Origin of the sequence: Clostridioides sp. GD02404 (assembly GCF_045898275.1) — a bacterium.
Taxonomy (GTDB): domain Bacteria; phylum Bacillota; class Clostridia; order Peptostreptococcales; family Peptostreptococcaceae; genus Clostridioides; species Clostridioides difficile_A.
Map to the genome: position 1 here is coordinate 294,204 of NZ_JBJOCA010000001.1, position 14,157 is coordinate 308,360.

At 28.6% G+C, this 14,157-nt stretch carries 15 protein-coding genes; all 15 read left to right on the plus strand.

The window, feature by feature from the left end; genetic code table 11:
- Positions 1-363: 363 nt before the first annotated feature.
- A complete protein-coding gene (locus Q3287_RS01350) occupies positions 364-1,230 on the plus strand; it encodes a YitT family protein (RefSeq protein WP_054269924.1) in 867 nt (288 codons plus the stop codon).
- A 241-nt stretch (positions 1,231-1,471) separates the two neighbouring features.
- Positions 1,472-2,281 (plus strand): MORN repeat-containing protein, encoded by an 810-nt coding sequence (locus Q3287_RS01355; protein WP_054269925.1) that lies wholly within the window; start codon positions 1,472-1,474, stop codon positions 2,279-2,281.
- A 146-nt stretch (positions 2,282-2,427) separates the two neighbouring features.
- Entirely contained in the window at positions 2,428-3,492 is a 1,065-nt protein-coding gene (locus Q3287_RS01360) for a CAP domain-containing protein (protein WP_407963391.1), read from the plus strand.
- A 27-nt stretch (positions 3,493-3,519) separates the two neighbouring features.
- Positions 3,520-4,239, plus strand: coding sequence for a polysaccharide deacetylase family protein (locus Q3287_RS01365; protein WP_054276406.1), 720 nt, complete (start codon positions 3,520-3,522; stop codon positions 4,237-4,239).
- 21 nt (positions 4,240-4,260) lie between these two features.
- Positions 4,261-4,845 carry an anthranilate synthase component II gene (locus tag Q3287_RS01370; protein WP_407963392.1) on the plus strand — a complete coding sequence of 195 codons (585 nt, stop codon included), beginning with the start codon at positions 4,261-4,263 and terminating at the stop codon, positions 4,843-4,845.
- A gap of 1 nt (position 4,846) precedes the next feature.
- Positions 4,847-6,196, plus strand: coding sequence for an aminodeoxychorismate synthase component I (pabB, locus tag Q3287_RS01375; protein ID WP_167640094.1), 1,350 nt, complete (start codon positions 4,847-4,849; stop codon positions 6,194-6,196).
- Positions 6,186-6,929: an aminotransferase class IV gene (locus tag Q3287_RS01380; RefSeq protein WP_243193119.1), complete on the plus strand. Its 744-nt coding sequence runs from the start codon at positions 6,186-6,188 to the stop codon at positions 6,927-6,929. The genes pabB and Q3287_RS01380 overlap by 11 nt, the downstream gene beginning before the upstream one ends.
- A gap of 33 nt (positions 6,930-6,962) precedes the next feature.
- Complete coding sequence (locus Q3287_RS01385) at positions 6,963-7,664, plus strand: hypothetical protein (protein WP_407963393.1); 702 nt, start codon at positions 6,963-6,965, stop codon at positions 7,662-7,664.
- Between the two features lie 25 nt (positions 7,665-7,689).
- Positions 7,690-8,262 (plus strand): GTP cyclohydrolase I FolE, encoded by a 573-nt coding sequence (gene folE, locus Q3287_RS01390; protein ID WP_054269932.1) that lies wholly within the window; start codon positions 7,690-7,692, stop codon positions 8,260-8,262.
- Positions 8,263-8,326: 64 nt separating this feature from the next.
- Positions 8,327-9,118 carry a dihydropteroate synthase gene (folP, locus tag Q3287_RS01395; RefSeq protein WP_161803429.1) on the plus strand — a complete coding sequence of 264 codons (792 nt, stop codon included), beginning with the start codon at positions 8,327-8,329 and terminating at the stop codon, positions 9,116-9,118.
- A 10-nt stretch (positions 9,119-9,128) separates the two neighbouring features.
- On the plus strand, positions 9,129-9,494 hold the full coding sequence (folB, locus tag Q3287_RS01400; protein WP_407963394.1) for a dihydroneopterin aldolase: 366 nt from the start codon (positions 9,129-9,131) through the stop codon (positions 9,492-9,494).
- A complete protein-coding gene (folK, locus tag Q3287_RS01405) occupies positions 9,487-9,993 on the plus strand; it encodes a 2-amino-4-hydroxy-6-hydroxymethyldihydropteridine diphosphokinase (RefSeq protein ID WP_054269933.1) in 507 nt (168 codons plus the stop codon). Before folB ends, folK begins: the two co-directional genes overlap by 8 nt.
- The gene (gene aroF / locus Q3287_RS01410) at positions 9,974-10,759 is read left to right on the plus strand and encodes a 3-deoxy-7-phosphoheptulonate synthase (RefSeq protein ID WP_054269934.1); all 786 of its coding nucleotides are present in this window, start codon (positions 9,974-9,976) and stop codon (positions 10,757-10,759) included. The genes folK and aroF overlap by 20 nt, the downstream gene beginning before the upstream one ends.
- Positions 10,760-10,981: 222 nt before the next feature.
- On the plus strand, positions 10,982-12,808 hold the full coding sequence (gene dnaG / locus Q3287_RS01415; protein ID WP_227832485.1) for a DNA primase: 1,827 nt from the start codon (positions 10,982-10,984) through the stop codon (positions 12,806-12,808).
- 17 nt (positions 12,809-12,825) lie between these two features.
- Entirely contained in the window at positions 12,826-13,992 is a 1,167-nt protein-coding gene (gene rpoD / locus Q3287_RS01420) for an RNA polymerase sigma factor RpoD (RefSeq protein WP_054269936.1), read from the plus strand.
- The last annotated feature ends 165 nt before the right edge of the window (positions 13,993-14,157 follow it).

The window sequence follows — 14,157 nt, forward strand, 5'->3', positions numbered from 1 at the left end:
ATAAATATTAAATTTAAATTTGCTAAGATAAGATAAATTACTGTAAAAATAGATATTTAGAAAAGAATACTATAAATTTACTATATTGCAAGTTAAATAATAAATAGTATCATATTGTGCTAGAAGGATTTTTATTTAAAGCATAAATGAGATGATTTGAACGTTTTTAAAGATTAAAATATAAAAAATTGCACTAGACATATATGAAAAAGATACTATAATAGATGATGTAATAGATGACAGTTCAAGAAATTATATAAAAATTTATTTGAAATATTATCTATTACATCAGGAATAATATAATATATGTAAAGATAAGTTTTTAAAATTCTAAAGATTTAGAAAGATTGAAGGGAGAAAGAAATGAGTGAAGTTAAGAATACCCTACAAAAACATCCAGTTTTAAGATATTCAACAATGTTATTTGGGATGTTGATGACATCTATAGGTATAAATGGGTTCTTAAGACCAGCACATCTGCTTAGTGGAGGTGCTACAGGTATAGCAACATCTATAAACTATTTGACAAATATAAATGTGGGTCTATTAACATTTTTAATCAATATCCCAATATTTATTTTAGGGTTCATATACCTTGAAAAAGAGTTTTGTATTTCAAGTTTAGTAAATATGATTGTATTTTCATTATTATTAGGTGCGACTCAGGAAATAAGTCAGATTATACCTATACATGATATATTACTCCAAAGTGTATATGGTGGGATACTATCTGGTTTAGGTGTTGGGGTTGTATTTAGAACTAGGTCTTCCCAAGGTGGTACAGATATAATAGCTGCAATACTAAAAATTAAGAAGAACATAGAAATGAAAGATACTGCTTTAGCAATAAATGGATTAATAGTACTTACAGGAAGTTTCTTATTTGGATTAGATTTAGCATTATATACTCTTATAGGTTTATTTCTAAATGCGTATTCAATGAGCTTCATTAAAGATGCAATGAATTATCAAAAATCTGTTATGGTAATGTCAAATGAAGTCGATTTAATAGCAGAAGATATAATGAAGAGTTTAGTTAGGGGTGTAACTTTTTTAGATGCAGAAGGTGCATATACTCATCAGAAAAAGAAAATTATATATACAATAGTTTCATCAAATGAGATACCAAAGATAAAAGATATAGCTTTGAAGTATGATAAAAAGGCCTTTATATCTGTAAATGATGTCACAGAGGTAAAAGGAAGAGGATTTAAAGCAAAAGATTTATAGAGAATTTTATAGGCTGAGAGCTATAATATATAAATTTATATTATGGCTCTCAGCCTATTTAAATTTAATAGGTGGAAGATAAAGATTTTATTAATGATTTGTGTATCACTTTAAAAGATGCTATTTTAAAATTAAAATTGAAAAAATTACTTAATGTGTAGAAAACATGACCACTATTAGGATATAATAAATTTAATGGATTTAGTAAAATATCTAGTAATAACGTTGGAGGAATGGCATTATGAATTTATCTAAAGAATATGTTAATTTGTATGATAATTATTTGAAATATATAAATGAAGTAAATAAAGAGATTAAAAGTATAAAGAACATGAAAAAACGTGTTTTAAAAAAGGGAGATTTTGCTCCAGAAAATGAAGTATTAGAATTAGAAGGAAAAACAATTCGTGATATAGATGAAGTAGATACAAAAAAACCAAAAAATAAAATATATAAATTTTCAAATGGGGATGTATATGTAGGTAAGTTTTTAGAGGGAAAGATGGAAGGTCAAGGCTCTTATACTTTTTTTGTAGATGAAGGAACAGAAATGGAGTACATAGGAGAGTTTAAACAAGATAAAAAAAATGGAAAAGGAAGTTTTGTATTTTCAAATGGAAATGAATATATAGGTAATTTTGAAGAAGATACAATGAATGGTATTGGAAATATGCTCTATAATAGTAAAGATGAGTATATTGGAACTTGGAAAAATGGTAAGAAGGATGGGAAAGGTATTTACAAGTGGAGTGATGGATGTATATATGCAGGTGAATTTAAAGGTGGAAAGATGGAAGGGTATGGTATTTGTTACAATAGTGAAGGCGAAATACTTTATGAAGGAGAATGGAAGAATAATTTGATTCATGGTAAAGGGACTTATATATGGGAAAAAGGCAAGAAATATGTAGGTGAATTTATGCATGGAAAAAAACATGGGCAAGGAACTTTTTATCTAAATAATGAATTGGTTTATGAAGGGACTTGGAAATTTGATAAACCATCCATTTTTGATAGAACATTAGATGAAATATTTTCTTTAAGACTGTAGCTTTATCTATTAGTAGGTAAAGCTTTTTTATAATACTTAGTAAATTTGAATAGGTATGAATGTTATTTATTAGTATATATTATCAGTATTAGTATAATAAATGAATATTAAAAAATTTTAATTCGATTTTATGAAGGAGGGATATATTGAAGAAATTAATTGCATTAGTGTTGGTAATACTTATTGTTTTATTTTATAGTCCTGAATTGTTAGAGGAAGTATATGATTTAAAAGAAAAAATTTCTCAAAGTGAAATATGGAATGAATTTTTAGACAAGATAAATATAGGTGACAATTCAAAAAAAGATAAAAAAGAAAAAAATCAAAATTTACAATTGAATAATACTGAAAATGAAAATCTAGATGAATCAGATATAAAGAGTTTTGAAAAAATAAGTCTGGGAGACAATTTAAATCAAGTATTATCAAGTATTGGGAAACCTGGAAGAATTGATACTAGTGAATATGGCTTTGATTGGTATGTATATAATCAATATGGAAAAGAATTTGCAATGGTTGGTGTTGAAAATAATGAGGTAGTAGCACTTTACAGTAATTCTATGAATTCATGTGAAAACCAAGATATAAAAATAAATCAAGATAGGCAAACAGTTAGAACTAGGATTACACCATTAAAATATAAGAGAAAAGGAAATACTAGATATATAATAAACTCAGAAAATCAATATGATATAATAAGTAAAGAAGGCAAGTATATTACAATTTTCTACGATATTCATGAAAAAAATAGAGTTTGTTCATATTTAATAATTGATAAAAGTACTGAAGATGAGTTTAAAGAATTATATCCAGATGATAGAGAAGAGCTTAAAAAATGTTTTGAACTAGAAGTTATAGACCTTGTAAATAGTGTTAGGAATCAAAGAGGATTAAATTCACTAATATACAGTGAACAAGCTACTTTGAGTTCAAGAAAGCATAGTGAAGATATGAGAGATAATAATTTTTTTGACCATATAAATAAAAATAATGAAACTCCATTTGATAGAATGAAAAGGGAGGGAATTGTATATACTTCGGCTGGGGAAAACATAGCAGCGGGGCAAATTAACGCAATATATGCACATGAAGCTTGGATGAATTCTGAAGGACATAGAAAAAATATTTTGGGGAATTATAATAATATTGGAGTTGGAGTAATATTTGGAGGAAGCTATAAAACATATTACACTCAAAATTTTTATAAATAACTAAAATGTTTGAAAGGAAGTTTAAAAATGACACCATGGAAAAAGAGGACAACATATAAGTGTTTAGTAGCGATAGTCTTGTTTTGTGGAATAATACTAGTATCTAATTTTGGTAAGGTCTCTGCTTTGATGACAGATACTAATGGAAATGTTTTAATTAAGCATGGTTCAAGGGAAAAAAAGTTAATAGCAATTACCTTTGATGATGGACCACATCCAAAAGAAACTAGCCAAGTTTTAGATGTATTAAAGAAATACAATGTAAAAGCTACTTTTTTTATAGCTGGTAAACATGCTCAATGGTATAAAGAACCATTAGTGAGAGCCAGTAAAGAAGGGCATGAAATAGGAAATCACACTTTTAATCACCCTGATATAAGTAATTTAAGCTCTAATCAGATAGAAGAGGAGATTGTTAAGTGTGAGGATATCTTAAAAGAAGTGACTGGAAAGAAACCTACATTATTTAGACCACCATTTGGAAGTTATAGAGAAAAAGACTTAATAGAAATTGCAAAAAAGCATGACTATAAAGTTGTTTTATGGACAGGTGTAGATGTGAAGGACTGGAAAAATCCTGGAGCTAACAGTATTGCTGATAAAATAATTAATAAAGTACAAAATGGAGATATAATACTTTTACACGATTATGCAACTAATGATACAGTTGAAGCTTTAGATATGTTTATCCCAAAAATGATGGAAAAAGGCTTTAAATTCGTAACAGTTTCTGAGTTAATAAAATAATTTTTAGGGGGGGATTTAAGTATGATTCTAATGATAGACAATTATGATTCTTTTGTGTATAACCTAGTACAATACATAGAAGAATTAGGGGAAATAGTCGTAGTAAAGAGAAATAATGAAATCAAAATAAGTGATATTGAAGAACTTAATCCAGAGGTAATTGTATTATCTCCAGGACCATGTTCTCCAAAAGAAGCTGGTGTTTGCATAGATATTGTTGACTATTTTAAAGGGAAAAAGCCTATACTAGGAATTTGTTTGGGTCACCAAACTATTGGATATGTTTTTGGAGGAGATATTATAAAGGCACAGCAACCTGTACATGGAAAAGTGCACAGTATAAACCATATTAGTAAAGGGGTTTTTAGTGGTCTTAAGAATCCTTTGAATGTCACTAGGTATCATTCACTAATAATTGATTCTAATAAAGTTCCTGAAGAACTAGAAGTTACAGCAACAACTGATAAAGGTGAAATAATGGGAATTAGACATAAAAAATACTTAATAGAAGGAGTACAATTTCATCCAGAAGCTATTTTATCAGAGTATGGTCATGAGATGCTGAAAAACTTTATAACAGAAGCTAGAGAAAGGATACATATGTAATATGATAAGAGAGATAAACACTAAACTTAATTCTTTTGAGATATTTACTATTTTTAGAAACGAACATGACAGTTTTATATTAGACAGTGCTATGGATAAAGAAAAATTAGGAAGATATTCTTTTATAAGTAGTAAGCCATTTAAGGTATTAAAATATAAAGATACTGACGAAAATCCATTAGAATTTTTAAAAGAAGAACTAAATAAATATAGAGTTAAAAATGATACTAACCTTCCATTTATAGGAGGAGCTGTAGGATATTTGTCTTATGATTTAGGTAATTATATGGAAGAATTGCCTAGAAGTGCTGTAGATGATATTGGGATGCCTGATATGTATTTTGGTTTGTACAATCATGTAATAGTTGTAGACCATCTTATGGAAAAAACTTACATAGCTACTCCAAATATAGATATGAAATTAGAAGAAAAGATAGTTGATGATATCGAACAAAAAATACTAAAAGAAGAAGAAAAAGGTATAGATAATATATGTTATCAAGAAAAAGAAGTTAAACCTATAAGACTTAAATCTAATTTCACAAAGAAAGAATTTAAAAATGCAGTTCAAAATGTTAGAGAGTACATAAGACAAGGGGATATATACCAAGCAAACTTAACGCAAAGGTTCAGTGGAGAAACAGAACTTACAAGCTTTGAACTATACAGAGATTTAAGAAGATTTAGTCCAGCACCATTTGGAGCATTTTTAAACTTTGATGATGTACATATATTATCAAACTCTCCAGAAAGATTTATAAGATGTATTGATAAGAAAATAGAAACTAGACCAATAAAAGGTACTCGTCCAAGAGGTAAGGATAGGGAAGAAGATTTAAAGCTTCAACAAGAACTTAAAAATAGTGAAAAAGATAGAGCTGAATTACTTATGATAGTGGACCTAGAAAGAAATGATATTGGTAGAATATCTAAAACAGGAAGTGTAAAAGTTCCAGAACTATTTGTAATTGAACCATATGCAAATGTAAATCACTTAGTTTCAACAGTTGTAGGTGAATTAAAAGATGATAAGGATGCTACTGATATAATAAAAGCTACTTTTCCAGGTGGTTCTATAACAGGAGCACCTAAGATTAGAGCAATGGAAATTATAGATGAATTGGAGCCAACACAAAGAAGTGTATATACTGGTTCAATAGGTTATATAGGTTTTAATGGTGATATGGATTTTAATATAGCAATTAGAACAATAATAAAAGATGATAGAAAGGTTTATTTCCAAGTTGGAGGAGGAATGACTTGGGATTCTGACCCAGATGAAGAATATCAAGAAACAATGGATAAAGCAAAATCTATAATGAAGGCTTTGAGGGGTTATTATGAAGAATAATGTAGGTTTTGATAGCAGTTTAAGTAAGTTTGGAATTGGTTTATTTGAAACTATTAAAGTTGAACATGGTATAGCAATAGATTTAAATCTTCATATAGAAAGAATGCTTAATTCAATAAGGTGTTTAGAACTAGATATAAAGCATGAAAAAGACTTCTTGATAAATGAGATTAATACATATATAAAAAAAGAAACTATTGTTGATAAAGCACTTAGAATTACTGTTTTTGATAAAGGTTACAATATATCTATCAGAGATATCCCATATAATCAAGAAACATATGAAAATGGCTTTAAGTTAACTGTCTCACCAATCATTAGAGGAGATAGTTTGATTCATAGACATAAAACTACAAATTATTTTGAAAATATATATACTAAAAATTTTGCAAATAAAGATGGTTATGATGATGGTATATTTGTAAATTCAGTGGGTGTAATCTTAGAATGCTCTATGAGTAATATATTTTTTATAAAAGGAGAAATAGTATATACTCCTAGTGGTAAATTACCAATATTAAATGGAATAATAAAAAAGAGGATTATAAATATTTGTGACGAATTACATATAGAGTTGGTAGAAAATGAAATTAATATATCAGAAATTAGTAGTTTTGATTTTGTTTTTGTCACAAATAGTCTTATGGGAGCTATGAAAGTTACAGAAATTGACAAAATAAAATTTTATGAAAAAAATGCTATTTTCGATAAAATAGTAGAATATTTAAAGTAAATTAAAATATTAACAATTTGTTGGAGATAAGAAATGATAAGTTGTGTTTATAAGGTATATAGTGAAGAGATAACAACGATAATAGAAAATCCAAATACTTTAGCAGTATTTTTGGTTGGTTCTAGTAAAGACTTAGATTTTGCTCTTCACGATGTAGAAATAAATGATATTGATATATTCGTTTTTGTAAAAAAGGGGGAAAAACAAGAGCGAGTACTGTTTGAAAAAGAGGGAATAGAATTTGACATAAACTATTTTTCAAGAGATGGTGTAAAAAAATTATTATCAGATAGAGAGTATTTCTTTATTAAAGAGATGAAGGATGCTAAAGTTCTATTTGATAAAGAGCAGACATCAAAGAATATAAAGGATATAAGTAGGGATATTTACTTAAAAGGGCCTAAAAAAATGTCGCTGGAAGAAAAGTCTTTTTTAAAACAAGATATTGGGGGAAAAATATCAAATTTAAAAAATAAAGAAAAATTTGATGTTTTTGAATATCATTTTTTGACGAATTTATATTTAAAAGATATAATAATTGGGTACTTTAATATAAATGATAATTGGGTACCAAAAGATAAAAAATTGCTAAAAGTTTTGGAAAAAGAAAATAATGAGCTTTTTGAACTAGTATCAAAGGTAAGTGAAAGTTATGACTATCAAAAACTTTTAGATGTTTATAATTATATTTTTAAAGAAATTGAGACAAAAGAGATTATAAAACTAATCTTCTAGTCACAAATCAATGGGGGGAGTTTAAATGAATAAAGTTGATAAAGAAAAGATACAACATGCAGTAAGGGAAATATTGGAGGCAATTGGAGAAGACCCAGATAGAGAAGGTCTAATTGAGACTCCAAATAGAGTTGCTAGAATGTATGAAGAGATATTTTCAGGTCTTACTGAAGAACCAAGAGACCATTTAAAAGTTCTTTTTGCAGATGAGAAACATGAAGAATTAGTCTTGGTAAAAGATATTCCATTTTATTCATGTTGTGAACATCACTTAGTTCCTTTTTTTGGAAAAGCTCATATTGCTTATTTACCAAAAGGAGGAAGACTTACAGGTCTTTCTAAACTTGCTAGAGTAATAGATACATTGGCAAAAAGACCACAATTACAAGAAAGAATTACTAAAAATGCTGCAGATATAATAATGGAAGAATTACAGCCTTATGGTGTTTTAGTTGTAGTGGAAGCAGAGCATATGTGTATGACAATGAGGGGTGTGAAAAAGCCAGGTTCAAAAACTGTTACATCAGCAGTAAGAGGTATATTTGAAAAGGATATTGCATCTAGAGCTGAGGCGATGAGTCTTATTACTATGAAATAGTAGTTGTTGTAGATATAATCATTTGTTGAGATATAAAATTTAATTTAAGGGAGTGTCAGTAATTGTGTTTGATTATGGTAAAAGAACTTATATAATGGGAATATTAAATGTAACTCCAGATAGTTTTTCAGATGGAGGAGATTTTAATAACTTAGACATAGCAATAAAACACGCAAAAGATATGGTTGACCAAGGCGCTGATATAATAGACTTAGGAGGAGAATCTACACGTCCAGGTCATAGTTATGTAGACTCAGATGAAGAACTAAGAAGAGTAATCCCTGTAATAAAAAAACTTAAACAAGAATTAGATATACCAATATCAATAGATACTTATAAGGCAGATGTTGCAGAAGAAGCACTAAAATTAGGTGTTACTATGGTAAATGATGTTTGGGGTCTTAGAAAAGATAAAAATATGGCCTCTGTAATAGGTAAATATGATGCAGAAGTATGTATAATGCACAATCAAGATGGGACAAAATATGAAAAAGATATAATGGAGTCAATAAAGGACTTTTTTGAAGAAAGCATAGAAATGGCAATTAGCTGTGGAGTAAAAAAAGAAAAAATAGTACTTGACCCAGGAATAGGATTTGGTAAGGATTTTGAACAGAATATAGAAGTATTAAGAAGGTTAGGCGAATTGAAAGACTTAAGCTATCCTATTTTACTTGGCACATCTAGAAAATCGGTAATAGGTAAGGTCCTTCCAGTTGAACCAAAAAAAAGATTGGAAGGTACAATAGCTACTACTGTACTAGGTATAAGAGATGGTGTAGATATAGTTAGAGTACACGATGTTTATGAAAACTTAATGGCAGCTAGAATGACTGATGCAATATATAGAAAGTAGGTATAATATAATGGATAAAATATTACTTAGTAATCTAGGATTCTATGGATATCATGGTGTGCTTAAAGAAGAAAATTTTCTAGGTCAGAAATTTTTTATCGACATGGAGCTTTATGTTGATTCAAGAGAGGCTGGACTTAGTGATGATATAAATAAATCTGTAAACTATGCTGATGTTTACAGTGTTGTTAAGGATATTACTGAAAATAAACAATTTAATCTTTTGGAGGCTTTAGCAGAAAATATTGCAGAAGAGGTCTTAAATAAATTTGTGCTTATAAATGGAGTCATGGTTAGGGTTAGAAAACCAGAAGCTCCTGTGAATGGAATTTATGACTATTTTGGTGTTGAGATAAGGAGAACAAGAGATGAATAAGGCTTATTTGGGAATAGGTACTAATATGGGGGATAGATTTAATAATTTATCAGAGGCATGTGAGCTTTTAAGAAATAGTGAATCTATCTATAATGTAAAAGAATCAGGATTATATGAAACAAAACCATGGGGATATACAGAACAAGCAGATTTTCTAAATATGTGTGTAGAAATAGAAACAGAGTTTGAACCATATGAGTTGTTAGAATATTGTCAAAAAATAGAGAGAGAACTACACAGAGAGAGAATAGTACGCTGGGGTCCAAGAACTATAGATGTAGATATACTATTTTTTAATGATGTAGTCTCTACTGACGAAAAACTATTAATACCTCATCCAAGGATTCAAGACAGAGCTTTCGTTTTGATACCACTTATGGATTTAAATGAAGAACTTCTAATAAATGAAAAATCAATAAAAGAACATTTAAACCTCCTATCTGCTGAAGAAAGAGAAGAAGTAAAGGAGCTTGTAGGTTATGAAAGAAAACCTATTTAATGGTAATTCAAAAATAGAGATAAATACAAATAATAAAGAGATAGTTGTAAAAAAAGACAAACTTATAATAGCTGGACCATGTGCAATAGAGAGTTATGAGCAACTTTTAATGACTGCTAAATTTGTAAAAAGTCATGGTGCAAATATTTTAAGAGGTGGAGCATATAAGCCAAGAACATCACCAAACTCATTTCAAGGATTAAAAAAAGAAGGTCTTGAAATATTAAAAGCAGTCAAAAAAGAGGTTGGCATAGCTGTTATTACAGAACTTATGGATGTAAGAGATATGGACGATCTGTATAGTATAAGTGATATAATTCAAATTGGCTCAAGAAATATGCAAAACTTTACACTTTTAAGTGAAGTAGGAAGACAAAACAAACCTGTTATGTTAAAAAGAGGAATAGCATCGACAATTACTGAATGGATAGGTGCTGCAGAATATATAGCAATAGAAGGAAATAGCAATATTATAATGTGTGAGAGAGGTATAAGAACATATAATGATTATACTAGAAATACATTAGATTTAGCTGCTGTACCTATTATCCAAAAAGAAACAGGTCTTCCTGTTGTGGTAGATCCAAGTCATGCTACTGGAATTAGATACTTGATAAAACCTATGTCAATGGCATCACTTGCATGTGGAGCTGATGGAATAATGGTAGAAGTGCACCCTGACCCAGAAAATGCTCTATCAGATGGTGCCCAATCTCTTTGTTTTGATGAGTTTGAAGATTTAATGGAATCAATTAAGAATTATTAAAAGAGGCAAAAGCCTCTTTTTTATTCGTAATGGTTATTGATACGAATTTACAGGTTATATATAATTTAATAGTTAGACCATTTGATATAAATAAAGACTTAATATTGATATAATTAATATAAAAAATAAAAATTTTTTGATTAATAAGAAGGATATCAATAAAAAAAGTCGAATTCTGTATATTGAGTGATTGACAAATTTAGAATATAGTGTAGAATAGAAATGTTAACACAAAAAATTACACCAGAAGGTGATAATATGAATGATATAAAAGACATTATTGAAGAAATAAAGGCTAGATGCGATATAGCAAGTATAATATCTGAATATATGAATATAAAACAATCTGGAGCTAATTATAAAGGATTATGTCCATTTCATGGTGAAAAGACACCATCTTTTTATATAAACACATCAAAACAAATTTATAAATGTTTTGGATGTGGAGAAGGTGGAGATGTAATAAATTTCGTCATGAAAATGGAAAATTTGGATTTTATGGATGCTGTAAAAATTTTAGCAAATAAATGTGGTATAGAAATTAACACTAACATGAATGAAGAGACTAGAATTAAAATAGAAAAATCTAAAAAATTCCAAGATATTCACACAGAAGCTGCTAGATTTTATCTTTCAAACTTGTTGGGAAGTAAAAATCTTGGGTATGAATATCTAAGAATAAGAGGACTAGATGATAAAATTATTAAGAAATTTGGTTTAGGATTTTCTTTAGATTCATGGAATTCACTTATGAATACTTTAATCAGTAAAGGATATAAAAAACAAGATTTATTGGAGTGCGGTCTAATTGCAAAAAACAGAGATGGAACTAATTGCTATGATAAATTTAGAAATAGAGTTATGTTTCCTATATTCGATTATAGAGGAAATATAATAGGATTTGGGGGAAGAGTATTAGATGATTCTTTGCCAAAATACTTAAATTCTCCAGACACAATAATTTTTAATAAAAAACAGAACTTATATGGATTAAACTTTGCTAGAAAAAATTTAGAGAGTAAAACTATAGTCTTAGTTGAAGGATATATGGATTTAATTTCGCTTTATCAGTATGGCATAAGAAATGTAGTAGCAACCCTTGGAACAGCCTTGACTGAACAACAAGGCATTTTAATAAAGAGATATGCGGACACTGCTATTATATCTTATGATTCTGATGAACCAGGAATAAAAGCAACTTTAAGAGCTATGGATATACTTACTAAATTAGGTATTAATGTAAAAGTATTGGATTTAAAAGATGCTAAAGACCCAGATGAATTTGTAAGAAAATATGGACTTAATGATTATAAAAAAGCTATGGATGTTTCTACTCACTACATAAAATATAAAATAGATCATCTTAAAAAAGAATTTAATATTCAAAAAGATGAAGAACGAGTGAAGTTCGCAAAAGAAGCTTCTAAGATTATAAAACAATTGACAAGTCCTGTTGAAATTGATTTTTATACAAAGTATTTAAGCAATCAAATAGATATTAATGTCGAGTCTATAAAGAGAGAAGTGTATGGTAAAAATTATAATAAGCCATATAACAACAAAAATCAAAAGAAAGCAGAAGAAAAAATAATTGAAAAAGTCGAAGTCAGACAAGATGGAAAACAATTAGTTGAAGAGACTCTAATAAAAATAATGTTAGAAGATAAAAAAATTAGAGAAATAGCGTTACTAAAAGTAGAAGAAAGTGATTTTTTATTGAAAGAAAGTAAAGAAATTTTAAATTACATGATTAAAAATCAAGAATTGGACAAAATAACTATTGACAAATTGAAAAGTTTAAACATATCCGAAGAATACTTAAAAGAATTAAATTCAATTTCTTTGAATAGTATAAACTTAGAGAACACAAAAGAAATAGAAGGAATAGTAACAAATATCAGAAAAAATTCATTAGAAGAACAAATTAACAGCTTGTTGAGAGAGCAACAAGAATTAGAAAATAATAATGATATGAAAGAGGTAGATGGTAGAGTTATGGAAATTGCTTTAAAAATAGTTGATATAAATAAAATTTTAAAGAGCTTGTAGAGAAAGGAGGTTTGAGTGTGGAAAATAAATCGAATAAAAAAGAGTTAAAAAAAGTTACTGCTAAGACATTAATAGAAAAAGGAAAAAAGCAAGGTTCATTAACACTTGCAGAGATAATGGAAGCTTTTTCAGAGACTGAACTTGATAAGGACCAAGTAGAAAATCTTTATGAGACTTTAGGAAATCTGGGAATAGAAATAACAGAAACAAAAAATTATAAAGCTGATATAGATTTTTCGACTACTGATGATGATTTAAGTATTAGCAACCTGGATGAAGATACAGAAGCGATTTCACATGAAGACTCTTCTGCAATAGAAATAGAAACTGTGGATTTATCTTTACCAAAAGGGATAAGTATAGATGACCCTGTTAGAATGTACCTAAAAGAAATAGGAAAAATTCCTCTACTTAAACCACATGAAGAAGTTGAATTTGCTAGGAGAATGCACGAAGGTGATGAGATAGCGAAACAAAGGTTAGTTGAGGCAAACTTAAGATTGGTTGTAAGTATAGCAAAAAGATATGTAGGAAGAGGTATGCTTTTCTTAGATTTAATACAAGAGGGAAATTTAGGTCTTATAAAAGCAGTCGAAAAATTTGACTATACAAAAGGATATAAGTTTAGTACTTATGCAACATGGTGGATAAGACAAGCCATAACACGTGCCATTGCAGACCAAGCTAGAACTATAAGAATACCAGTTCATATGGTAGAGACTATAAATAAGCTAATAAGAGTATCAAGACAACTACTTCAAGAACTTGGAAGAGACCCAAAACCAGAAGAAATTGCAAAAGAAATGGAAATGACAGAAGATAAAGTAAGAGAAATAATGAAAATAGCTCAAGACCCTGTGTCTTTAGAAACACCAATAGGAGAAGAAGAAGATAGTCATTTAGGAGACTTTATTCCAGATGATGATGCTCCAGCCCCAGCAGAGGCAGCAGCATATTCTTTACTAAAAGAACAAATAGAAGATGTACTTGGCTCATTAAATGATAGAGAGCAAAAAGTATTAAAACTTAGATTTGGCCTTGAAGATGGTAGAGCTAGGACTCTTGAAGAAGTTGGAAAAGAGTTTGATGTAACTAGGGAAAGAATAAGACAGATAGAAGCAAAAGCACTAAGAAAATTAAGACATCCAAGTAGATCAAAAAAACTTAGAGATTATTTAGATTAAAAAGATACATCATTAATGTTTTTGTTATAAAGGCCATGGGATAAGTGATATCTCATGGCTATTTTGTAGTAGAGATTTAATTTTATTTTTTATAATAACCTTAATTTAATGATTATAATTTAATATAAAGACTATAAATGAAGGCAATTGAAAGGAGATATATAT

What these genes read in the sequence shown, in the direction of transcription:
- Q3287_RS01350 (WP_054269924.1), top strand. Translation starts at nt 364, where the DNA reads ATGAGTGAAGTTAAGAATACCCTACAAAAACATCCAGTTTTAAGATAT.
- Q3287_RS01380 (WP_243193119.1), top strand. Translation starts at nt 6,186, where the DNA reads ATGAAGAATAATGTAGGTTTTGATAGCAGTTTAAGTAAGTTTGGAATT.
- Q3287_RS01385 (WP_407963393.1), top strand. Translation starts at nt 6,963, where the DNA reads ATGATAAGTTGTGTTTATAAGGTATATAGTGAAGAGATAACAACGATA.
- folE (WP_054269932.1), top strand. Translation starts at nt 7,690, where the DNA reads ATGAATAAAGTTGATAAAGAAAAGATACAACATGCAGTAAGGGAAATA.
- folB (WP_407963394.1), top strand. Translation starts at nt 9,129, where the DNA reads ATGGATAAAATATTACTTAGTAATCTAGGATTCTATGGATATCATGGT.
- pabB (WP_167640094.1), top strand. Translation starts at nt 4,847, where the DNA reads ATGATAAGAGAGATAAACACTAAACTTAATTCTTTTGAGATATTTACT.
- Q3287_RS01365 (WP_054276406.1), top strand. Translation starts at nt 3,520, where the DNA reads ATGACACCATGGAAAAAGAGGACAACATATAAGTGTTTAGTAGCGATA.
- dnaG (WP_227832485.1), top strand. Translation starts at nt 10,982, where the DNA reads ATGTTAACACAAAAAATTACACCAGAAGGTGATAATATGAATGATATA.
- folK (WP_054269933.1), top strand. Translation starts at nt 9,487, where the DNA reads ATGAATAAGGCTTATTTGGGAATAGGTACTAATATGGGGGATAGATTT.
- Q3287_RS01370 (WP_407963392.1), top strand. Translation starts at nt 4,261, where the DNA reads ATGATTCTAATGATAGACAATTATGATTCTTTTGTGTATAACCTAGTA.
- aroF (WP_054269934.1), top strand. Translation starts at nt 9,974, where the DNA reads ATGAAAGAAAACCTATTTAATGGTAATTCAAAAATAGAGATAAATACA.
- Q3287_RS01355 (WP_054269925.1), top strand. Translation starts at nt 1,472, where the DNA reads ATGAATTTATCTAAAGAATATGTTAATTTGTATGATAATTATTTGAAA.